This is a genomic window from Pseudomonas sp. GL_091 (genome assembly GCF_057837725.1).
Map to the genome: position 1 here is coordinate 2086246 of NZ_CM174451.1, position 21144 is coordinate 2107389.

22 protein-coding genes are annotated in these 21144 nt (G+C 59.1%); 13 read left to right on the forward strand and 9 right to left on the reverse strand.

Features of this window, described 5'->3' with window-relative positions; genetic code table 11:
* The first annotated feature begins 331 nt into the window (after window positions 1-331).
* The 3 genes from AC3ITY_RS09585 (at window position 332) to sthA (ending at window position 4637) form a co-directional block, all read left to right on the forward strand.
* Window positions 332-1795 carry a glyceraldehyde-3-phosphate dehydrogenase gene (locus AC3ITY_RS09585; RefSeq protein WP_046041409.1) on the forward strand — a complete coding sequence of 488 codons (1464 nt, stop codon included), beginning with the start codon at window positions 332-334 and terminating at the stop codon, window positions 1793-1795.
* A 214-nt stretch (window positions 1796-2009) separates the two neighbouring features.
* Window positions 2010-3035, forward strand: a complete 1026-nt coding sequence (locus tag AC3ITY_RS09590; RefSeq protein WP_489308640.1) for an FAD:protein FMN transferase — start codon at window positions 2010-2012, stop codon at window positions 3033-3035.
* 207 nt (window positions 3036-3242) lie between these two features.
* Window positions 3243-4637, forward strand: coding sequence for a Si-specific NAD(P)(+) transhydrogenase (sthA, locus tag AC3ITY_RS09595; RefSeq protein ID WP_007984277.1), 1395 nt, complete (start codon window positions 3243-3245; stop codon window positions 4635-4637).
* A 42-nt stretch (window positions 4638-4679) separates the two neighbouring features.
* Here sthA and AC3ITY_RS09600 read toward each other — a convergent pair whose 3' ends face one another.
* Entirely contained in the window at window positions 4680-5402 is a 723-nt protein-coding gene (locus AC3ITY_RS09600; protein ID WP_489308642.1) for a glycerophosphodiester phosphodiesterase, read from the reverse strand.
* Between the two features lie 14 nt (window positions 5403-5416).
* Window positions 5417-5998, reverse strand: a complete 582-nt coding sequence (locus tag AC3ITY_RS09605) for a PilZ domain-containing protein (RefSeq protein ID WP_223454462.1) — start codon at window positions 5996-5998, stop codon at window positions 5417-5419.
* Window positions 5999-6092: 94 nt separating this feature from the next.
* Between AC3ITY_RS09605 and AC3ITY_RS09610 the strand changes: the two genes are divergently transcribed.
* The 3 genes from AC3ITY_RS09610 to AC3ITY_RS09620 all read left to right on the forward strand — a co-directional run bounded on the left by AC3ITY_RS09610 (window position 6093) and on the right by AC3ITY_RS09620 (window position 9342).
* Complete coding sequence (locus AC3ITY_RS09610; RefSeq protein ID WP_223454460.1) at window positions 6093-7343, forward strand: lipoprotein-releasing ABC transporter permease subunit; 1251 nt, start codon at window positions 6093-6095, stop codon at window positions 7341-7343.
* A gap of 7 nt (window positions 7344-7350) precedes the next feature.
* On the forward strand, window positions 7351-8034 hold the full coding sequence (gene lolD / locus AC3ITY_RS09615; protein WP_173677889.1) for a lipoprotein-releasing ABC transporter ATP-binding protein LolD: 684 nt from the start codon (window positions 7351-7353) through the stop codon (window positions 8032-8034).
* A gap of 63 nt (window positions 8035-8097) precedes the next feature.
* Window positions 8098-9342: a lipoprotein-releasing ABC transporter permease subunit gene (locus AC3ITY_RS09620; protein ID WP_489308645.1), complete on the forward strand. Its 1245-nt coding sequence runs from the start codon at window positions 8098-8100 to the stop codon at window positions 9340-9342.
* A 120-nt stretch (window positions 9343-9462) separates the two neighbouring features.
* Here the strand turns inward: AC3ITY_RS09620 and AC3ITY_RS09625 are convergent, their stop codons facing one another.
* Together AC3ITY_RS09625 and AC3ITY_RS09630 are read right to left on the reverse strand one after the other, a co-directional pair.
* Entirely contained in the window at window positions 9463-10812 is a 1350-nt protein-coding gene (locus AC3ITY_RS09625) for a heavy metal sensor histidine kinase (RefSeq protein ID WP_489308647.1), read from the reverse strand.
* The gene (locus tag AC3ITY_RS09630; RefSeq protein ID WP_489308649.1) at window positions 10812-11492 is read right to left on the reverse strand and encodes a heavy metal response regulator transcription factor; all 681 of its coding nucleotides are present in this window, start codon (window positions 11490-11492) and stop codon (window positions 10812-10814) included. Before AC3ITY_RS09630 ends, AC3ITY_RS09625 begins: the two co-directional genes overlap by 1 nt.
* A gap of 155 nt (window positions 11493-11647) precedes the next feature.
* Here AC3ITY_RS09630 and copI point away from each other — a divergent pair, with 155 nt between their 5' ends.
* Window positions 11648-12184 carry a copper-resistant cuproprotein CopI gene (copI, locus tag AC3ITY_RS09635; protein ID WP_489308651.1) on the forward strand — a complete coding sequence of 179 codons (537 nt, stop codon included), beginning with the start codon at window positions 11648-11650 and terminating at the stop codon, window positions 12182-12184.
* Window positions 12185-12245: 61 nt separating this feature from the next.
* Complete coding sequence (gene queF, locus AC3ITY_RS09640; protein WP_489308653.1) at window positions 12246-13076, forward strand: NADPH-dependent 7-cyano-7-deazaguanine reductase QueF; 831 nt, start codon at window positions 12246-12248, stop codon at window positions 13074-13076.
* 47 nt (window positions 13077-13123) lie between these two features.
* Here queF and AC3ITY_RS09645 read toward each other — a convergent pair whose 3' ends face one another.
* Together AC3ITY_RS09645 and pcrP are read right to left on the reverse strand one after the other, a co-directional pair.
* Window positions 13124-13387 (reverse strand): DUF4404 family protein, encoded by a 264-nt coding sequence (locus tag AC3ITY_RS09645; RefSeq protein WP_008053327.1) that lies wholly within the window; start codon window positions 13385-13387, stop codon window positions 13124-13126.
* A 125-nt stretch (window positions 13388-13512) separates the two neighbouring features.
* Entirely contained in the window at window positions 13513-14133 is a 621-nt protein-coding gene (gene pcrP / locus AC3ITY_RS09650; protein ID WP_489308656.1) for an HAD superfamily inactivated hydrolase PcrP, read from the reverse strand.
* Window positions 14134-14334: 201 nt separating this feature from the next.
* Here pcrP and AC3ITY_RS09655 point away from each other — a divergent pair, with 201 nt between their 5' ends.
* The 3 genes from AC3ITY_RS09655 (at window position 14335) to rssC (ending at window position 17076) form a co-directional block, all read left to right on the forward strand.
* Window positions 14335-15024: an MlaA family lipoprotein gene (locus AC3ITY_RS09655; RefSeq protein WP_489308658.1), complete on the forward strand. Its 690-nt coding sequence runs from the start codon at window positions 14335-14337 to the stop codon at window positions 15022-15024.
* Between the two features lie 388 nt (window positions 15025-15412).
* Window positions 15413-16594, forward strand: coding sequence for a two-component system response regulator RssB (rssB, locus tag AC3ITY_RS09660; RefSeq protein WP_056722032.1), 1182 nt, complete (start codon window positions 15413-15415; stop codon window positions 16592-16594).
* On the forward strand, window positions 16594-17076 hold the full coding sequence (gene rssC, locus AC3ITY_RS09665) for an anti-sigma factor antagonist RssC (RefSeq protein ID WP_008003418.1): 483 nt from the start codon (window positions 16594-16596) through the stop codon (window positions 17074-17076). The genes rssB and rssC overlap by 1 nt, the downstream gene beginning before the upstream one ends.
* 127 nt (window positions 17077-17203) lie before the next feature.
* Here rssC and tal read toward each other — a convergent pair whose 3' ends face one another.
* Window positions 17204-18130, reverse strand: coding sequence for a transaldolase (gene tal / locus AC3ITY_RS09670; protein ID WP_429366610.1), 927 nt, complete (start codon window positions 18128-18130; stop codon window positions 17204-17206).
* A 470-nt stretch (window positions 18131-18600) separates the two neighbouring features.
* Here tal and AC3ITY_RS09675 point away from each other — a divergent pair, with 470 nt between their 5' ends.
* Window positions 18601-18975 (forward strand): hypothetical protein, encoded by a 375-nt coding sequence (locus AC3ITY_RS09675; protein ID WP_489308661.1) that lies wholly within the window; start codon window positions 18601-18603, stop codon window positions 18973-18975.
* Between the two features lie 74 nt (window positions 18976-19049).
* The gene (locus tag AC3ITY_RS09680) at window positions 19050-19676 is read left to right on the forward strand and encodes a hypothetical protein (protein WP_489308663.1); all 627 of its coding nucleotides are present in this window, start codon (window positions 19050-19052) and stop codon (window positions 19674-19676) included.
* 38 nt (window positions 19677-19714) lie between these two features.
* Here the strand turns inward: AC3ITY_RS09680 and AC3ITY_RS09685 are convergent, their stop codons facing one another.
* Entirely contained in the window at window positions 19715-20176 is a 462-nt protein-coding gene (locus tag AC3ITY_RS09685; protein WP_489308665.1) for a mannose-1-phosphate guanylyltransferase, read from the reverse strand.
* A gap of 71 nt (window positions 20177-20247) precedes the next feature.
* Window positions 20248-21081 carry a UTP--glucose-1-phosphate uridylyltransferase GalU gene (galU, locus tag AC3ITY_RS09690; protein WP_489308667.1) on the reverse strand — a complete coding sequence of 278 codons (834 nt, stop codon included), beginning with the start codon at window positions 21079-21081 and terminating at the stop codon, window positions 20248-20250.
* Window positions 21082-21144 lie beyond the last annotated feature (63 nt).

Sequence of the window (21144 nt, forward strand, 5' to 3'; positions counted from 1 at the left end):
GGTAATTGTAGCGGTCTACGATGCCGCCTGTCAGTTGCTGACTGCGTCTAAAAGCGCGGGTGGGGCAAAATGTAGTGGTAAAGACAAAATCCGGCGGTTTTTTGCCGGAAATTACTGAATATGTAGTGGCAAAAACAACGAGTGTTACGGAGGGTTACGGATAAGGAGTCGTGACCACCAAAAAATTGACTGCGCTGAAAGCCCCGGTTTTATTGGGCTGGCGCGATGCGTGATTTTTTTGAACGACGATTTGTTACGTAAAGCACGACGGGCGCGCATTGCTACGGCGGTCACTCGGCGGCATAATGTAGCCCCTTTTTTCTGCCCCTACATGTGGAAGGTTCCCGTGACTCAGAAGCCCGACCAGTGTCTTGGTGAATGGATCGACCGTGAAGCACTCGCAGAAGCGATGATTCCGCTTATCGGTCAGCTCTACCGCAATAACAACGTGGTGAGCTCGATCTATGGCCGCAGCCTGATCAATCGTTCAGTCATTGCGATTCTCAAAGCTCACCGCTTTGCTCGTCACCGTCAGTCCGACGAAAGCGAGCTGTCCGTCCACGAAACATTCCCGCTGATCAAGGCGATGAGCGAGCTCAAGCTCGGCGCCGCTTCGGTGGACCTGGGCAAGCTGGCGGCCAAATTCAAGGCCGAAGGCAATGGCCGTACTGCCGAGCAGTTCGTCCGTGAAGAACTGGCTGACGTGGTTGGCCAGCAAAACGCATCCGCCCGCAAAGGCACCGACGTTGTCCTCTACGGCTTCGGTCGTATCGGCCGTCTGCTGGCGCGCATCCTGATCGAGAAAACCGGTGGTGGCGACGGCCTGCGTCTGCGCGCCATCGTTGTCCGCAAGGGCGCCGAGAACGACCTGGTCAAGCGTGCCAGCCTGCTGCGCCGCGACTCGGTCCATGGCCCGTTCGATGGCACCATCACCATCGATGAAGCCAACAACACCATCACCGCCAACGGCAACCTGATCCAGGTTATCTACGCCAAGAGCCCGGCCGAAGTCGACTACACCCAGTACGGCATCGAAAACGCTCTGATCGTCGACAACACCGGTGTATGGCGTGACGCTGACGGTCTGGGCCAGCACCTGGCCTGCCCGGGCGCTGCCCGCGTGATCCTCACCGCACCTGGCAAGGGCGCGCTGAAGAACATCGTGCATGGCATCAACCATGGCGAAATCACCCCTGACGACAAGATCATCTCGGCGGCTTCCTGCACCACCAACGCCATCGTGCCGGTGCTCAAGGCAGTCAACGACAAGTACGGCATCATCAACGGCCACGTCGAAACCGTTCACTCGTTCACCAACGACCAGAACCTGATCGACAACTTCCACAAGGGCAGCCGTCGTGGCCGCGCCGCGCCGCTGAACATGGTAATCACCGAGACCGGTGCCGCCACCGCAGCCGCCAAGGCGCTGCCAGTGCTCAAGGGCAAGCTGACCGGCAACGCGATTCGCGTTCCTACGCCGAACGTGTCGATGGCTATCCTGAACCTGAACCTGGAAAAGGCCACCACTCGCGAAGAGATCAACGAGTACCTGCGCCAGATGGCCATGCACTCGGACCTGCACAAGCAGATCGACTACGTGAGCTCCCAGGAAGTGGTTTCCACCGACTTCGTTGGCTCGCGCCACGCAGGCGTAGTGGACGCGGAAGCGACCATCACCCAGGATAACCGCGTTGTTCTGTACGTTTGGTACGACAACGAATTCGGTTACAGCTGCCAGGTGGTTCGCGTGATGGAAGACATGGCCGGTGTAAACCCGCCAGCATTCCCGCGCTAAGCCTTTAGCTGCACATGAAAACGCCCCGACCTTGGTCGGGGCGTTTTTGTTTGTGGGTTTCTGTAGGAGCGAGCTTGCTCGCGAAAAAATCACAGGCGGCGCGGTTCTCCAGGCAGCGTGCGTCATCATTCACGTCCTTCGCGGGCAAGCCCGCTCCTACAGAGGTGGCGCATAATGGCGTGCCATGGCGTTGTGTCAGGGGAGTCGTCGGGAGATGCAGTATTTGTGGATCAGGTGGCGGAGCATTTTCTTTGTGCTGTTCGGCATGTTGGCAGCCTGCGGCAACGGCGACACCCTGGAAACCTTCGGCGGCCCGACCATGGGCAGCACCTATTCGATCAAGTATGTGCGCCATGCCGGCCTTCCAGCGCCGGACGAAGTCCGCGTCCAGGTCGAGCAGATTCTCGCTGACATTGATCGGCAAATGTCGACCTACCGCAGCGACTCGGACATCGAACGCTTCAATGCATTACCGGCCAACCGCTGTCAGGCAATGCCGGCGTCGATCCTCGAACTGGTCCGCGTAGGCGAGCAGCTGTCAGTGCAAAGCGACGGTTCCTACGATCTGACGGTGGAGCCGTTGCTCAATCTCTGGGGATTTGGTCCGCAGGCCCGCGGGGAAAAAGTCCCGTCCGCCGACGCGCTCGCCGAAGTCCGCAAGCGCGTCGGCCATGAACACTTGCGCATCGATGGCGACCAGTTGTGCAAGGACGCCGCCGTCGAGGTCGACTTCAACAGCACCGCCGCCGGTTATGCGGTGGACACGATTGCCGCAAGACTCGAGGCGATGGGCATCCATGACTACCTCGCCGAGGCCACGGGCGAGCTCAAGGCGTCCGGCAAGAAGGCTGACGGCTCGCCATGGCGCATCGCTCTGGAAGAGCCTCGGGATGACCGGCAGGTGGCCGAGCGCGTCATTGTTGTCGACGGCTATGGCCTGTCCACCTCCGGCGACTATCGTAATTACTTCGAGCAGGACGGCCAGCGTTTTTCCCACACCTTCGATGCCCGCAGCGGCGCGCCGGTCTCACACAACCTGGCATCGGTGACGGTGATTCATCCTTCAGCGTTGATGGCCGATGGCTTATCGACGCTGTTGCTGATTCTCGGCCCGAAGCGCGGTTGGGACTACGCAGAAAAACACGATATCGGCGCATTTTTTGTGATTCGTGCCGATACAGGTTTCGTCACACGCAGCAGTCACGCTTTTGAACGCCTCAGTGGCCAAAAAACCGAGTGATTGTGGCGATTCGAGCATTGAAAACTGGCGTTGTAGCGCAGGCAAAAGTAGCCTACGACGCGACCAAGGGTTAATGTGCGCGGCGTTGACGCTTCTATAGACTGTGTCCGGGTTCTGCACTGGCCCCAAATTGTTCCTTCATGCCACGCATTGGCGTGATTTAGCCGCAGGTGCCGAGGGTGCCGCGGCCTGTTCTGAGGAGTACGCATGGCTGTCTACAACTACGACGTGGTGGTGTTGGGTTCCGGCCCGGCGGGGGAAGGCGCGGCAATGAACGCCGCCAAGGCAGGGCGCAAGGTGGCGATGGTCGATAGCCGTCGCCAGGTCGGCGGCAACTGCACTCACTTGGGCACCATCCCGTCCAAGGCACTGCGTCACTCGGTGCGGCAGATCATGCAATTCAACACCAACCCGATGTTCCGGGCCATTGGTGAGCCGCGCTGGTTCTCCTTCCCGGACGTGTTGAAAAGCGCCGAGAAAGTCATCTCCAAACAAGTCGCTTCGCGTACCGGCTACTACGCCCGTAACCGCGTCGACGTGTTCTTCGGCACCGGCAGCTTCGCCGACGAGCAAACCATCGAAGTGGTCTGCGCCAACGGCGTGGTCGAAAAACTGGTGGCCAAGCACATCATCATCGCCACCGGTTCGCGTCCTTATCGCCCGGCCGACATCGATTTCCACCACCCGCGTATCTACGATAGCGACACCATCCTCAGCCTCGGCCACACCCCGCGTAAACTCATTGTTTACGGCGCCGGCGTGATCGGTTGCGAATACGCCTCGATCTTCAGCGGTCTGGGTGTATTGGTTGAATTGGTGGATAACCGTGGTCAGTTGCTGAGCTTCCTCGACTCGGAAATTTCCCAGGCCCTGAGTTATCACTTCAGCAACAACAACATCACGGTTCGCCACAACGAAGACTACGACCGCGTCGAAGGCGTGGACAATGGCGTGATCCTGCACCTCAAGTCCGGCAAGAAGATCAAGGCCGACGCCTTGCTCTGGTGCAACGGTCGTACCGGCAACACCGATCAGTTGGGTCTGGAAAACATCGGCGTGAAGGTCAACAGCCGTGGCCAGATCGAAGTCGACGAGGCATATCGCACCTGCGTGCCGAATATCTACGGCGCCGGTGACGTGATCGGCTGGCCGAGCCTGGCCAGTGCCGCCCACGACCAGGGCCGTTCGGCCGCCGGCAGCATTGTGGATAACGGTAGCTGGCGCTTTGTGAATGACGTGCCGACTGGCATCTACACCATTCCGGAGATCAGCTCGATCGGCAAGAACGAGCAGGAGCTGACCCAGGCCAAGGTGCCGTACGAAGTGGGCAAGGCGTTCTTCAAGAGCATGGCGCGGGCGCAGATCGCCGGCGAGCCGCAAGGCATGCTGAAGATCCTGTTCCACCGCGAAACCCTGGAAGTGCTGGGCGTTCACTGCTTCGGTTATCAGGCGTCGGAGATCGTGCACATCGGTCAGGCGATCATGAACCAGCCGGGCGAACTGAACACGCTGAAGTATTTCGTCAACACCACGTTCAACTACCCGACCATGGCCGAAGCCTATCGGGTAGCTGCGTACGATGGCCTCAACCGGCTTTTTTGACGGGCTCCGGCCGGTGGCCTGAGCCGGCCGGGGAGACCGATTTCAGCAATTCTCGAGCGTGGCGGTGGCCAAACCGGGAAAGTCTGTAATCAGGCTGTCAACGCCGAAGTCGGCGAGTCTGCGCATCAGCGCAGGCTCGTTGACGGTCCACACCGACACATGCAGCCCCTGACGCTGCGCCCTTTGCAGGCGTTCCGGCGTGCACAGGGTCCAGTTCAGCGCCAGGATCTCACAGCCATAGCTGGCCGCGACCTTCAGCGGGTCGAGCCAGGCGTACTCGGCCACCAGCCCGCGAGACACGTCCGGCACCAGTTCCAGCGCGGCCTTCAATACTTCGCGTGAACTCGAGGTGATGGTCACCTTGTCCATCAGCCCATGACGCTGCACCATTTCACGAATCGCCAGCACGGTGGTCGCGGCACGCATCCTCGATGCGCTTTTGACTTCCAGCTGCCAGTGATCGAAGTCGCACTTTTCGAACAAATCTTCCAGCGTCGGAATCGGGCACGGCTTGATCCAGCCCGGGCCACCCTTGCGTGCGTCGTAAGTCACAAGCTCAGCCGCCGTGTGTTCGACGACCTTGCCGCGACGGTCAGTGGTGCGCTTGAGGGTCGGGTCGTGGATGACCATCAACTCGCCGTCCATGGACAGGTGCAGGTCCAGTTCGCAGCGACGCACGCCGTGCTTGAGACATTCCTGAAAGCTGGTCAGGGTGTTTTCCGGTGCTTCGCCCTTGGCGCCGCGATGGCCGTAGATGAGGGTCACGGTTCTTCCTTAAATTAATTGCCTGATTCGAGTTGGTCGCGGGCCAGGCGTCGTTCCTGGGCCTGCTTTTGCAAGATGTGGCGGGCCAGCAGTTGGCGTTGGGCGTCGGTCAGGTGTTCGAACTCGGTGCCAACGTCATACCCGTCGCCCTTGCGGTCGCAATGGGTGACGCGAGCGCGCAGCAGCAGACCCAGGGCTTGCGGCATCAACACCAGCTTGACCGACAGGCGTGCGCCGGCGGCGATGGGCGATGGATGCTGAAAGTCGATGCCGCCTTCGGAGATGATCACCGGCTGCGGTTCGCCGATCTGCCCGAGCACTGTCAGAGCGACGACCTGGCTCAGCAAATCGATGCGTTTGTTCTGGGATTTGAGGAATGCGGCGGTCGTGCGGTCGCGTTCGCTGATCTGGCGCAACAGGTGTTGCGACTCGAATTCGCTCAGGTGCAGTTCGCTGAGCAAGTTGAAGAGAGGGGACGCATCCTGCAACACTTCCTGGCCGGCGGCTTCGGGAGCGGACAGGGGCCGAATTTCCAGTGCGATCGTATCCTCGATACGGTAGTATTCGCGGCGATCTTCTTCATCTAATGTCGACATGGCGAACCCATGGTAGCGGCGGTGGTCTGAGTGTAAAGCTGGTTATCGACCCCCGCCACAAGGACGTTCCTTTTCCCTCCGAACAAGCCCCGACATGTTCAGACCTCTCTTCGTATTTATCGGCACGCGTTACACCCGTGCAAAGCGTCGCAATCATTTTGTGTCATTCATTTCCCTGACTTCGATGATCGGGCTCGCCCTTGGCGTGGTCGTGATGATCGTGGTGCTGTCGGTGATGAACGGCTTCGATCATGAGATGCGCACCCGCGTGCTGGGCATGGTGCCCCACGCGACCATCGAGTCCGGCGAGCCGATCAGCGATTGGCAAAGCCTGGCGGCGAAGGTCAAGCAGAACCCGCAGGTGACGGCTGTGGCGCCGTTTACGCAAATGCAGGGCTTGCTGACCAATAACGGCAAGGTCTCGAAAGTCCTGCTCAATGCCATCGACCCGGCGCAAGAGCGCCAAGTGTCGATCATCGATCACTTCATGACCCAGGGAAAACTCGACGACCTGGTGCCGGGCGAGTTCGGCATCGTCATCGGCGACAAGGCCGCGGCCAAGCTCGGTGCCGCGATTGGCGACAAGCTGACCTTCGTCGCGCCCGAAGTCACCGTGACCCCGGCCGGGATGTTCCCGCGCATGAAGCGCTTCACCGTGGTCGGCATCTTCCATGTCGGCGCCGGTGAGCTCGATGGCTATCTTGGCGTCACCAACCTGCAGGATCTGGCCCGGCTGCACCGCTGGAAGCCGGATCAGGTCCAGGGCCTGCGCCTGAAGTTCGACGATCTGTTCCAGGCGCCGCGCACCGCGTGGAGCATCGCCCGCGACCTCGGCGAAGACCGCTACTACGCCCGCGACTGGACCCGCACCCACGGCAACCTGTACCAGGCGATCCGCATGGAAAAAGCCATGATCGGCCTGTTGCTGCTGCTGATTGTCGCGGTCGCGGCGTTCAACATCATTTCCACGCTGGTGATGGTGGTGAACGACAAGAAGGGCGACATCGCGATCCTGCGTACACTGGGCGCCACGCCGGGCACGATCATGCGCACGTTCATGGTGCAAGGCACGGTGATTGGCGTGGTCGGCACGGCCATTGGCGCCGTGGTCGGCATCTTCGCCGCGCTGAACGTCAGCGCCGCGATCTCGGCCCTCGAAGGCCTGATCGGCCACAAGTTCCTCAACGCCGACGTGTACTTCATCGATTACCTGCCGTCGCAAGTGCAGAGCCAGGACGTGGTGATGGTCTGTTCTGCGGCGTTGGTCCTGAGTTTCCTCGCCACCCTGTATCCAGCCTGGCGTGCCGCGCGCACCCAGCCTGCGGAGGCGCTACGTTATGAGTGAGTCGGGCATGAGTGATAAAGCAATCTTGAGCTGCCGCAGCCTGGGCAAGTCCTACGAGGAAGGCCCGGAGTCGGTGGAAGTGTTGGCCGGCCTGCAACTGGAGTTGCACCCGGGAGAGCGTGTGGCGATTGTCGGCAAGTCGGGCTCGGGCAAAAGTACCTTGCTCAATCTGCTGGGCGGCCTCGATACACCGACCAAGGGCAGCGTCTGGCTCGACGGCGAAGAGCTGTCGGCGTTGAGCGAGAAGAAACGCGGCCTGCTGCGTAATCGCGCCCTCGGCTTCGTGTACCAGTTCCACCACCTGCTGCCGGAATTCACCGCCCTGGAAAACGTCTGCATGCCGCTGCTGATCGGCAAGACCGCGATCCCGGAAGCGCGCCAGCGTGCCACGGCGTTGCTGGAGCGGGTAGGGCTGGGCCATCGCCTGGAGCACAAACCGGCGGAATTGTCCGGTGGTGAGCGTCAGCGTGTGGCCATCGCCCGCGCCCTGGTGAACAATCCGGGCCTGGTAATGCTCGACGAGCCGACCGGCAACCTCGATTCCCACACCGCCCAGGGGATCCAGGACTTGATGCTGGAGCTCAGCACCTCGATGCGCACGGCGTTCCTGGTGGTGACCCACGACATGAACCTGGCCCGCCAGATGGATCGCGTCCTGCACCTGCAGGAAGGTTGCCTCACTCCTATCTGATTGGCTGAAACCCGATGTCTGAAAAGGCGTCGGGTCTTTTATTTCCATACGGTGCCCCAGCGAATGTTCAGACCGTTATCGATCTTTATCGGCACGCGCTATACCCGCGCCAAGCGCCGCAATCGCTTTGTTTCCTTCATCTCGATGACCTCGATGATCGGCCTCGCCCTCGGCGTGCTGGCGATGATCGTGGTGCTGTCGGTGATGAACGGCTTCCAGCGCGAAATGAGCTCGCGCATCCTTGGCATGGTGCCCCACGCCACCATCGTCGGCGTCAATCCGATTGATGACTGGAAGCCCGTGGCAGCCGCCGCGATGAAAAACCCGGAAGTGACGGCGGCGGTGCCGTTTACCGAGATGGAAGGCATGCTGTCCTACAAGGGCACGATGCAGCCAATCCAGGTCAGCGGTGTCGATCCGGCACTGGAAGGCCAGGTGTCGATCGTCGCCAAGCACATCGTTCAGGGCAGCCTCGAAGCCCTGAAACCGGGCGAATTCGGCGTGGTGATCGGTGAAATCACGGCGCGCCGCTTCCGCTTGAACGTCGGCGACAAGATCACCCTGATCGTGCCGGAAGTCAGCAATGCGCCGGGCGGCATCACCCCGCGCATGCAACGGCTGAATGTGGTCGGCGTGTTCAAGGTCGGTGCCGAACTGGATGGCACCATGGCGCTGATCCACATGGCCGATGCCGCGCAGATGCAGCACTGGGAGCCGAATCAGGTGCAGAGCGTGCGCCTGGCGGTGAAGGACCTGTATGCCGCGCCGCAAGTGTCGAGCGACATCGCCACGGGGCTGGGCGCCGCCTACAAGGCTGACGACTGGACCCACACCCAGGGCAGCCTGTTCAGCGCAATGAAAATGGAAAAAACCATGATCGGCCTGCTGTTGCTGATGATCGTCGCGGTGGCGGCGTTCAACATCATCGCGACCCTGATCATGGTGGTGAACGACAAGGGCGCGGACATCGCGATCCTGCGCACCATCGGCGCCACGCCACGGGAGATCATGGCGATCTTCATGGTGCAGGGCACGGTGATCGGGATTGTCGGCACCCTGATTGGCGGTGTGTTGGGGGTGATTGCCGCGCTTAACGTCAGCCAGATCGTGGGCTGGATCGAGCGGGTCAGCGGGCAGCACATCTTCAGTTCCGACGTGTATTTCGTCAGCAACCTGCCGTCTGAGCTGCAAGGCGGGGATGTGGCGTTGATCTGCACGGCGGGCTTCGTCATGAGCTTCCTGGCCACGGTTTACCCAGCATGGCGGGCGGCGAAGATCGAGCCGGCTTACGCTTTGCGCTATTCGTAATCTGATATACCGCTTTCGCGAGCAGGCTCGCTCCCACAATTGACCGAGTTGACTCAGATCTAATGTGGGAGCGAGCCTGCTCCGGGCGGCGTTCCGACGAAGGGGCCGCAACTGCCGGCCTCAATCCCCCCTTGGCAACTCGATCACAAACCGCGTCCACCCATTCTCCGATTCGCAACGAATCTGCCCGCCATGGGCACGGATGATCGACTGGGTGATCGCCAGCCCCAGTCCCGCATGTTCGCTACTGCCTTCCCGGCGCGCAGGATCGGCACGGTAAAACCGGTCAAAAAGGCGCGGCAATAGATCTTCGGAAATCTGTTGGCCCGTATTTTCAACGGTCAGCCGCAATTCTTTTGGCTGATCGACGATTCGTACCCGAACCTCGCCATCGGCCGGTGTGAACCGCAGCGCATTGTCCAGCAGGTTCGAAAGCGCTCGCCGCAGCATGCTGCGGTCACCTTCGATGCGGGCATTGCCGTCACGACTCAGTTTTACCTGCGCGTCTTCGGCCAATGGCGCAAAGAACTCCAGCAGCAGATCCGCTTCCTCCGCCAGTTCCAGTGGCTCACATTTGGGCATTAACAAGCCGTGATCGGCTTTCGCCAGATAGAGCATGTCATTGACCAGTTGCGCCATCCATTGCAGCTCTTCGAGGTTGCTGTGCAGGGCTTCGCGGTAGTCCTCGATGGGGCGAGGGCGGGTGAGGGTGACCTGGGTATGGGTCAGCAGGTTCGACAGTGGCGTGCGCAGTTCATGGGCAATGTCGGCGGAGAACGCCGACAGGCGCTGAAACGAGTCGTCGAGACGTCCGAGCATGGCGTTGAAGTTGTGGGCCATTTCCGCCAGTTCCGGCGGCATGTTTTCTTCAGGCAACCGCGAGTTCAGCGATTGCGCGGAAACACCGCTGGCCACCGCACTGATCCGCCGTAACGGGCGCAAGCCGCTGCGTGCCGCCCAGGCGCCCAGCAGTGCGGTGGCCAGGGCTGACAGGCCGACGGTCAGCCAGATCAAATGCTGCATGCGTTGCAGAAAGTGCTGGTGGTGGGTGATGTCCAGCAGCAAGGTCAGTTGCGGTGAATCGGGTTTGCCCGCGAAAAGCGGCGCATTCAGGACTCGGTAATCCATGCCTTCATGGCTCACCGTCGACAACCCGGGCTGACGCGGCAATACCTGGGGAATGTTGGCCGAACTGTCATACCAGCGCTGGCCGTCGCTGCCGGTGATTCGCAGGGACAGGTCAGCCTGCCGGCTCAATTCCTCCGCCAGCTTCGTTTCGCTGTCACTCGACTGAAGGTCGTGCAGGGCCCGACGCAAGCCAATCAGCTTGCCGTCCAGCAGTTGCTGGTCGAGCTCAACGAAGTGCGCCTCACTGGCACGGCTGAACAGCACCCCGGCGAATAACGACACCACCGCGGTGCAGGCGGCAAACAGGAGCGCCAACCGGCTGCTCAAGGACAGCTGGCGCATCAGACAGGGCGCTCTTCAAGGACGTAGCCCATGCCGCGCACGGTATGGATCAGCTTGTTGGGGAATTCATCGTCGATCTTCAGGCGCAGGCGACGGATCGCCACCTCGATGACATTGGTGTCGCTATCGAAATTCATGTCCCACACCTGGGACGCAATCAGCGACTTGGGCAAAACTTCGCCCTGACGGCGCAGGAGCATTTCCAGCAGGGCGAATTCCTTGGCGGTCAGGTCGATACGCTGGCCGCTGCGTTCGACCCGGCGCCGGATCAGGTCCAGGCGTAAATCGGCCAGTTGCAGGCTGGTTTCCTGGGGCGTGGTGCTGCCGCGACGCAACAGGCTGCGGACCCGGGCCAGCAGTTCGGAGAAGGCAAACGGCTTGACCAGATAGTCATCGGCGCCCAGTTCGAGGCCGTGAACCCTGTCCTCCACGGCGTCACGCGCCGTCAGAAAAAGTACCGGGGTGTCCAGGCCGGCGCTGCGCACCGCTTGAAGAATCTGCCAGCCATCACGACCGGGCAGCATCACATCGAGAATCAGCAGGGCATATTCGCCGCTGAGGGCCAATTGCTGGCCGGTAGTGCCATCGGCCACCAGTTCCGTGTTGAACCCGGCCTCGGCCAGGCCCTGGCGCAGGTAATGGCCGGTTTTCGGTTGGTCTTCGACAATCAGCAGTTTCATGGGCGACTCATGGCAAATGGAACGAAGGCTTTATACCGTGGGCAGCATTCGCACAGGGCAACCTGACAAAGTTGTAATCTGGCTGTCAGGTTGCGGGCAGTGGCAGCAGTTTAGAGTTTTGCCCATGCTGAGCCTTATCTTGTTGGAGTATGACGATGTTTTTACGCAAATCCGTGGCGCAAATCCTGTGTTTGCTGGCGCTGAGTTCGCCGGTGTGGGCGGACGCCGGGCCTGCCTTCGATTTCGGTCAGCCGGCCCCGGCGGCCAAGGCGACCCGCAGCGTCGAGGTGGTGATGGGTGACATGTCCTTCACGCCGCAGGCCATCGACATCAAGGCCGGAGAAACCGTGCGCTTCGTGCTGGTCAATAAAGGCCAGTTGTTGCATGAATTCAACCTGGGGGATGCGGCGATGCACGCCAAACACCAGCAGGAAATGTTGCAGATGCAACAGAGCGGCATGCTGACGCCCACCGGCATGAAGGCCATGGATCACGGCAACATGGCCGGCATGGATCACAGCAAAATGGACCACGGCATGAAGCATGACGACCCGAACAGCGTGCTGGTGGAGCCGGGCAAGACCGCCGAGCTGACCTGGACCTTCAGCAAGGCCACCAGCCTTGAGTTTGCCTGCAACATCCCCAGTCATTATCAGGCCGGCATGGTCGGCAAATTGACTGTCAGTCAGTAAGCACTCAAAGGCGGGAGCAAAGGCTGATAGAATCCGCTGATTCTTCAGTCAGGTTTCCGCCATGCATCCCGCAGCCGAACACTCGCCGCTGGGCAAGTCCAGCGAATACATCGCCACCTACACGCCGTCCTTGCTGTTCCCGATCCCGCGCACCGCGAAGTGGGCGGAACTGGGCCTGACGGCGCAAACCCTGCCGTATAAAGGCGTGGACTTCTGGAACTGCTTCGAGCTGTCCTGGCTGCTGCCGTCGGGCAAGCCGGTGGTGGCGATCGGCGAATTCAGCATTCCGGCGGATTCGCCGAACATCATCGAGTCGAAGTCGTTCAAGCTGTACCTCAACTCCCTGAACCAGACGCCGTTTGCCGATACCGCGAGCCTTGAGGCGACGCTGGCCAAGGACTTGTCGGCGGCTGCCGGCAAGCCGGTGGGCGTGCGCATTCGCAGCCTCAAGGATGTCGAGGGCGAAGGTGTCGTGGCCTTGCCGGGCGTGTGCATCGATGAGCTGGATATCAGCGTCAGCAACTACGAGCATCCACGGCCGGAACTGCTGCGTTGCGATGATTCGCGCATTGTCGAGGAGAGCGTGCACAGCCATTTGCTCAAGTCCAACTGCCCGGTCACCAGCCAGCCGGACTGGGGCAGCGTGGCGGTGGAGTACCGTGGCGCGGCGCTGGATCACGCGAGCCTGCTCGAGTACATCGTCAGCTTCCGCCAGCACTCGGACTTCCATGAGCAGTGTGTAGAGCGGATTTTCCTCGACCTGCAGCGGTTGCTGAAACCGGAGAAACTGACGGTGTATGCGCGTTATGTGCGTCGTGGCGGGCTGGATATCAACCCGTACCGCAGCACTGAAGAGGTGCAGCTGCCGAACCATCGCCTGGTCCGCCAGTAACGAAACCCTGTAGGAGCAAGCTCGCTCCTACAAGGGCATTGTTGGGTTCAGATCCCCATGTTGGCCAAGGCCTGCCCGATGTTGCGCAGGGTGCCGGCAAGGGTAGGGTGTTCGAGTTCGAAGCGTTCCACGGCCAGGTTGACGCCATCGGCGAGGCTGGAATCCTGGGTTTTGGTTTCGAGCTCAAGCTTCAACTCGATCTGTTGCATCAGTTCGTGTAGCTCGGCGCGTTCGGCTTCAGACAATGGAGGATTCTGTTCCAATTGCTCGCGCAGGGCATTGAGCTGTTCTTGCAGTTCGCGGGCAGGCATGGCGTTCTTCCTTCTTTAATCGATAGGCACTGGCATAGACCATGGCGGCACGCGAAGGCGGCGGGCCAAAGGTCGATGCCTGACCTTTAGATTAATCCACTCGCGCCCAACGTGCATGATCTCGATCAGGGCTTTTCGCCCTTGAGCCGACGCAAGCTGATATCGGCCAGGCAGGTGTCGAGTTCACCGAGGTGGTCGATCACCGAATGCACGCCCAGGCCGAACAGTTGCATCGTCGCCTTGCCGCGTTTGATGTCGCGCTCCTGCGGGGTCAACGCTTGCCATTGCTCGGGCGCCAGCCCGCACAGTGAGCCACAGGACGCCAGGCCAATGGTCCACAACCCGGCATTGAGCCCCGCTTGCAGCAAGCGGGGTTCGCCGCTCACCAGTACGCAGCCGTCGAGTCGCTCGACGTTCAGGGTCATCAAGGCTTGCCAGCAGGCATTCGGGGCGGGCCATGGGGTGTTTGTTGCTGGATGTTGCGAAGGTTTGATCCATTCCGGCAGCGCAGCGGCCAGGGAATGGCTGAGGGCAGGGGGCAGTTCATCGAGCCAGGCACAGGGGATTTGCTGGCGCTGCAAGCTGCGCAGGCTGTCCAGTGCACCGGGTGTGGCCTCGGCATGTTCAGCCGAGTGGCTGCCGTGCCGGTGCGTGTGTGCGCCGAAATCCACCAGGCAGCCACTCAGGCCGAACAGTACGGCGGTCAGGCTGGGTGCAGCTTGGGGCAAGGCTTCGGCGAGCGGCATATGGACGTCCCTGAAATAGCCTGAAGGCTAGCGGGCGACGGTGACAGTTGAGTGACATGGATGTGAATCGCTCACATTTGGCACGATTGCCTCGGCGTGGATTTCCTGCAAAGTGCCTTAAACGGCGTTTACGTCTTATACTTGCCAACTTATTGCCCGGGCCAGGCGCCCGAGCCAGTACAAACCAAGGAGTTTTTTTCTATGCGCTGGAGCAATCATCTAGCCAGGATTTGTGTATGCGCCAGTGCGATGCTGGTTCCGTTCGTTGCCCAGGCAGCCACGGAAGATGATCCTTGGGAAAGCGTCAACCGCCCGATTTACAAGTTCAACGACGTGATCGACACCTACGCGCTCAAACCCTTGGCCCAGGGCTACCAGTACGTGACGCCGCAGTTTGTCGAAGACGGTGTTCACAACTTCTTCCGCAACATCGGCGATGTGCGCAACCTGGCCAACGATATCCTGCAGGTCAAACCTCGCGCCGCAGGCGTTGATACCGCACGAATCATTTTCAACACCACCTTCGGCTTGCTGGGCGTCATTGATGTCGGCACCAAAATGGGCCTGCAGCGCAATGACGAAGACTTCGGTCAGACGCTGGGTTACTGGGGTGTCGGCAGCGGCCCTTACGTGATGCTGCCATTCCTGGGGCCAAGCACCTTGCGTGATGCGCCGTCCAAGTACGTCGACAGCTACACCGGCGCTTATCGTTACGTAAACGACATTCCGGTGCGTAACTCGTTCTTCGCGCTGGACGTCGTCGATACCCGTGCCAACCTGCTGTCGAGCGAGAAGCTGATCACCGGCGACAAGTACACCTTCATCCGCAATGCGTACTTGCAGAACCGTGAATTCAAGGTAAAAGACGGTCAGGTTGAAGACGATTTTTAACCTCGAGCGGTAAATTGAGAAGGCGGCCATCAAGGCCGCCTTTTTTGTCTGTGAAGACCTGCAGGCGGATAAAATCGCGCTTTTCGCTGCAGTCCCGAGCGGTTTGACTCATGGGTTGGAACCTTCCATTGGGTTACGGATTTGCCTGTTCTTATAACTCTCAGTGATTTGACAAATAAAGACGGCAAGCGACCATCGGCGTGAGCTTGAAACGCCCCGCGGATGGGAGTACCGTCTGCGCCTTAGAAGGGCACCTCTGGCGTACATGTGTGTAGGGCAAATGCCCGAAAGCGGTGCGACAGAGAGGCTAGAAAGCGAATCCAGTAGTCAGTGCCGGGCCAAAGTCCCCGCCTGCTACGCCAACCTAATTCTGGCGCCGTTTGCCCACATGCCAAAAACCAGTGCCACGCTACTGATAATCGATGATGACGAAGTAGTGCGCGCGAGCCTCGCCGCCTATTTGGAAGACAGTGGTTTCAGCGTCTTGCAGGCCAGCAATGGTCAGCAGGGTCTTCAGGTATTCGAGCAAGACAAGCCCGACTTGGTCATCTGCGATCTGCGCATGCCGCAGATGGGCGGACTCGAACTCATTCGCCAGGTGACCGAACGTTCGCCGCAAACGCCGGTGATCGTGGTGTCAGGTGCGGGCGTGATGAACGACGCGGTCGAAGCCCTGCGCCTGGGCGCAGCGGACTACCTGATCAAGCCTCTCGAAGATCTGGCCGTGCTCGAGCACTCCGTGCGCCGGGCCCTCGATCGTGCGCGCCTGCTGCTGGAGAACCAGCGCTACCGCGAGAAGCTGGAGAAGGCCAACCGCGAGCTCGAAGCCAGCCTGAACCTGCTCCAGGAGGACCAGAACGCCGGTCGCCAGGTGCAGATGAACATGCTGCCGGTCAGCCCCTGGACCATCGACGAGTTCAAATTCGCTCACCAGATCATCCCGTCGCTGTACCTGTCGGGTGATTTCGTCGACTACTTCCGGGTCGACGAGCGCCGGGTCGCCTTTTACCTGGCGGACGTTTCCGGTCACGGTGCCTCTTCAGCCTTCGTCACCGTGCTGTTGAAGTTCATGACCACGCGCTTGTTGTTCGAATCCAAGCGCAGTGGCACATTGCCGGAGTTCAAGCCTTCAGAGGTTCTTGGTCATATCAACCGGGGCCTGATCAGTTGTAAGCTGGGTAAACACGTCACAATGGTCGGTGGAGTCATCGACGAGGAGACCGGTTTGTTGACCTATAGCATCGGCGGTCATTTGCCGTTGCCAGTGTTGTACACGCCAGACAGTGTTCGTTATCTGGAAGGGCGTGGTCTGCCGGTGGGCCTCTTCAACGAAGCCACCTACGAAGACCACGTGCTGGAACTGCCACCGACGTTCAGCCTGACGCTGATGTCTGACGGTATTCTGGACCTTTTGCCAGAACCCACACTCAAAGAAAAAGAGGCAGCGTTGCCCCAACGGGTCAAGGCTGCGGGCGGCACCCTGGATGGGTTGCGGCAGGTTTTTGGATTGGCCACGCTAGGGGAGATGCCGGATGATATCGCCCTGTTGGTGTTGAGCAGGAATCTTTGATGAGTACCGGTAGAATCCAGTTCGCCGAGCAGGATGGCACCTTCGTCCTGAAGTTCGTCGGTGAAGTTCGCCTGACCCTGTGTTCGGCGTTGGATGCGACTATTGAGCGGATCTTCAGCGCGTTGAATTTCAACACGATCGTGATCGATCTGACCGAAACCCGCAGCATCGACAGCACTACGCTTGGCCTGCTGGCCAAGCTGTCGATCCTGTCGCGGCAGAAAGTCGGCCTGCTGCCGACCGTCGTCACCACCCACGAAGACATCACCCGTCTGCTGCAGTCCATGGGCTTCGAGCAGGTGTTCAACATCGTTGACCAGCCAGTGCCATGCCCGGAATGCCTGGACGACCTGCCAGACCAGGATCAGTCCGAAGAAGTGGTGCGGATCAAAGTGCTCGAAGCGCACAAGATCCTCATGGGCCTGAACGACACCAATCGTGAAGCCTTCCATGACCTGGTGAATGCGCTCGAACGCCATTGATTGAGATTATACCTGTGGCGAGGGAGCAAGCTCCCTCGCCACAATTGATCAAAAGTCACAAATGAATTGCTCACAAAAAAGGGCGAACCTGTGAAGGTTCGCCCTTTTTGCATTACACCCACTCAGATCACAGCTTGGCCTGCAACAACGCCTCGAGCTTCTCCTGATCCCGCGCGAACTGACGAATGCCTTCAGCCAGTTTTTCGGTCGCCATCGCATCTTCGTTGGACTGCCAACGGAACTGCGATTCGTTGAGGCTCAGGCGCGCTTCACCGGCATGGCCTGGCGCCAGTTTGCGCTCCAGCTTGCCGGTATCCGCGGCCAGCTTGTCGATCAGGTCCGGGCTGATGGTCAGGCGGTCGCAGCCGGCCAGTTGTTCGATCTGGCCCAGATTGCGGAAGCTCGCGCCCATGACCACGGTCTTGTAGTCATTGGCCTTGTAGTAGTTGTAGATGCGGGTCACCGACTGCACGCCCGGATCATCCGCGCCGGTGTAGTCGTTGCCGTTGGCTTTCTTGTACCAGTCGTAGATACGGCCCACGAACGGCGAAATCAGGAACACCCCGGCGTCGGCACAGGCGGCTGCCTGGGCAAAGGAGAACAGCAGGGTCAGGTTGGTCTGGATGCCTTCCTTTTCCAGGATCTCGGCAGCGCGGATGCCTTCCCAGGTGGAGGCGATCTTGATCAGTACGCGGTCGCGGCCAATACCGGCCTTGTCGTACAGCTCGATCAGGCGATGGGCACGCTTCAACATGGCATCAGTGTCGAACGACAGGCGCGCATCCACTTCCGTGGAAATACGGCCCGGGATCACTTTGAGGATTTCTTGCCCCACGGCCACGCCAAAACGGTCGCTGGCCAGGCCCACATCGCCCTTGCAGTCATTGACGCTGGCGTTCAGCAACTCGGCATACGCAGGGATGGCCGCGGCCTTGAGCAGCAGGGAAGGGTTGGTGGTGGCGTCCACGGGTTTAACGCGAGCGATAGCTTCGAAGTCGCCGGTGTCGGCAACCACGGTGGTCATTTGCTTAAGTTGTTCCAGCTTGGAAGTCATGGGCGTGCTCTGTCCTATGGGTCTGATGACATTACCCGAGCGCTGACAGCCACTCAAGGGCGTGTACGTGTATCGATGGCCCCAGCGGCAACAACCTGAAAACAGGTGTTTGAAAGGTCGGGCGCCGTATAGATGAATAGGATGCCAGGCGGGCTCACAGGTTCAACTGATCTGACGGTTAGCGCCTGGCAATCGGATCATCCGACTCCCGAGTCCCCTGATAACTCTCGCGGCACCTTACGTGTAATTACCGATATCGTTGAAGTCTATATAGTTCGGTTGCGGGCTCAATAATTGTTATAAAAGGTCAATTAATACCCCGGTAAAGGTAATCTCCGTGTTAACAAATGCAATGTTATTTGGAAAAGGTTTTGATCGTTAGAATACGTCCAGTACATATATAAAATAAAGTGTAATGTGATAGTGAGAATTTGTGTTTATAGAAATAACTTCACAGCGTGAAGAGGTATATGTTTTTGGATGCGTTTGATGATCTGATGCTTGGCTACGCACTGAAAAAGTTGACCGGCGTGTTTGAAGAAATCGTGGAGGTTTCGAAAAACACCGCTTCGGACAAGGCAACGGGCGTGCTGGATATCAGGCCATCCAAAACCGCAAAAAAAATCCCCGTCTGGCTGGGACGTCTGAGGGTCAACACCCCTTATCAAGTGACCCATGTTCTGATCGATCAGATGCACGCCTCTCGAAAACTCAACCTCGACCTGCGCTTCGCCGCACAAGCTGCCTTGCTGGATGCGCTGGTAGAGGACGGACTGGCAATGCACATCGCCAGTTATTCGGTGGCTGTCGTAGAGAATCGTCTGAAGTGCTTTGTTGATCGATGAACGTTGTACCTACTGAACACGCGCCCAGTATCCATTACACTGGGAAATTGCATGAAACGTGAGAAAGTAGATTGGTGTCAAAACTGTACATCGCACAATACGCCGGAATCACCGTTATGCTTCCAGCGGCCATGGTCGTCGCAGGTTGGTTATGGTGCATGGCATCCAGAAAGCTCGCCCTCCTATGGCTAGGCGTACTGTTCGTAGCCTATTTTGTCGTCGGTCTCAGTAAAGTGCTGTTCAAGGGCTGGGGAATCGGCCTGGAAAGCCTGGATATCGCGGTCATCAGCGGCCACGCGATGAATGCCTGCCTGGTGTCGACCGTTGTCCTGAGTTTGCTATTGCGCCAACTGGATCATCGCCTTCGATGGCTGGCACTGGGTGCGGGGCTACTGTCGACCTGGTGGTTCAGCGTCGAGTATGTCGGGCAGACGATTCATCCTCTGCCGGAAGCAATTGCCGGGGCGATAGTGGGGTCAGCCGCGGCGTGCGTATTTCTTTTCAGGCTGGAGAGAAAGGAAATCCGCAAAATTCCCCGCACGGCCCTGGCGCTGGGGCTGGCGGTAATTCTACTGAGTACGAGCATTCCCAAGTATACCGCTGAGGGGGTATTGAACTCGCTGGCGGTGACCCTGTCAGGGGCAGAAAAGGCTTTTATGCAGCCGCATTGGCGCACTTCTGACAGGCCGTCACGGTTATAGAGATTGGCTTGATTTTGAGTCCTGGCAAGAGGGCGAGGCTAGGACTCACTACTGCTTTTCTCATCAATCCGGGCCAGCAGTTCTGCCGTTTTCAACTGCATCAGTGCAACATCACCACGACTCTCAACGTTCAACACGATTTCGGGCTCGGTCTGCGAGAGGTGTGTCTTGAAGCGCCATTCAGCGAACGTCAGGCTTAGGCCATCGCTCTCGTCTACATCCAGCGCTTTACTGGCATACAACGACCGAAGATGCGCCAGTACGGCAATCGGATTACCGACTGCACATCGAATTTCCCCGGAGGAGGGGAAAAGCCCGATGCGTTCCACCAGCAGCCTGGGTTGAGTGGCAGACGAGGAGGGTGCGCTTTCGTATGTTCGCAACCAGGCCATCAATCCACTGTTGCCCTCGGTGAGCTTCTGCCCCAAAACCATATTGCCCGGTGCAAAAGGGTCCAGCGATTTATAGACAGCGTCGATCGGTGATCTGGAAGCGTTCATGGTTGGTCTGCCTTGCAAAAGGTTTATGGCCGCTCAAAAAAACGCGGCACCCAAGAGCTAAAAATTACCGTTTACAGGCCTTTCTTATACAAATTCTCATAACAGAAATTGGTCGCGTCGATATAACCTTCCGCTCCGCCGCAGTCAAAGCGGTGACCTTCGAACTTGTATGCCAGGACACAGCCGCTTTGTGCCTGCTTCATCAACGCATCAGTGATCTGGATTTCACCGCCCTTGCCAGGCTCGGTATCAGCAATCAAGTCAAAGATATCGGGCGTCAGAATGTAACGACCAATAATGGCCAGATTGGACGGAGCATCTTCCGGTTTAGGCTTTTCAACCATGCTGGTGACCCGGTAAACACCTTCGCGAATCTGCTCGCCAGCGATGATGCCGTACTTGTGCGTCTGGTCGTTGGGTACTTCCTGGATGGCCACGATCGAGCAACGGAACTGCTTATAGAGCGCGATCATCTGCGACAGCACACCATCGCCTTCCAGGTTCAAACACAGGTCGTCAGCCAACACCACTGCAAAGGGTTCGTCACCGATCAACGGCTGACCAGAGAGAATGGCGTGTCCAAGCCCCTTCATTTCCACCTGGCGGGTGTAAGAGAACGTGCATGTCTCCATCAGCTCCCGAGTGCCCAACAGGAACTTCTCTTTTTCGGTACCGCGAATCTGATGCTCCAGCTCGTAGCTGATATCGAAGTGATCTTCCAGGGCCCGCTTGCCTCGACCGGTAACGATCGCCATATGCTGAAGACCCGCATCCCGCGCTTCCTCTACGCCGTACTGGATCAGTGGTTTATTCACAACCGGCAGCATTTCCTTGGGCATGGCCTTTGTGGCAGGCAGAAAGCGCGTGCCATAGCCGGCAGCAGGGAACAGACATTTACGGATCATAGAAGCGTCCTTTATTCCAATGTATAAGAGAAACCGTCATTTACTGCGGACAGCACTAAGATG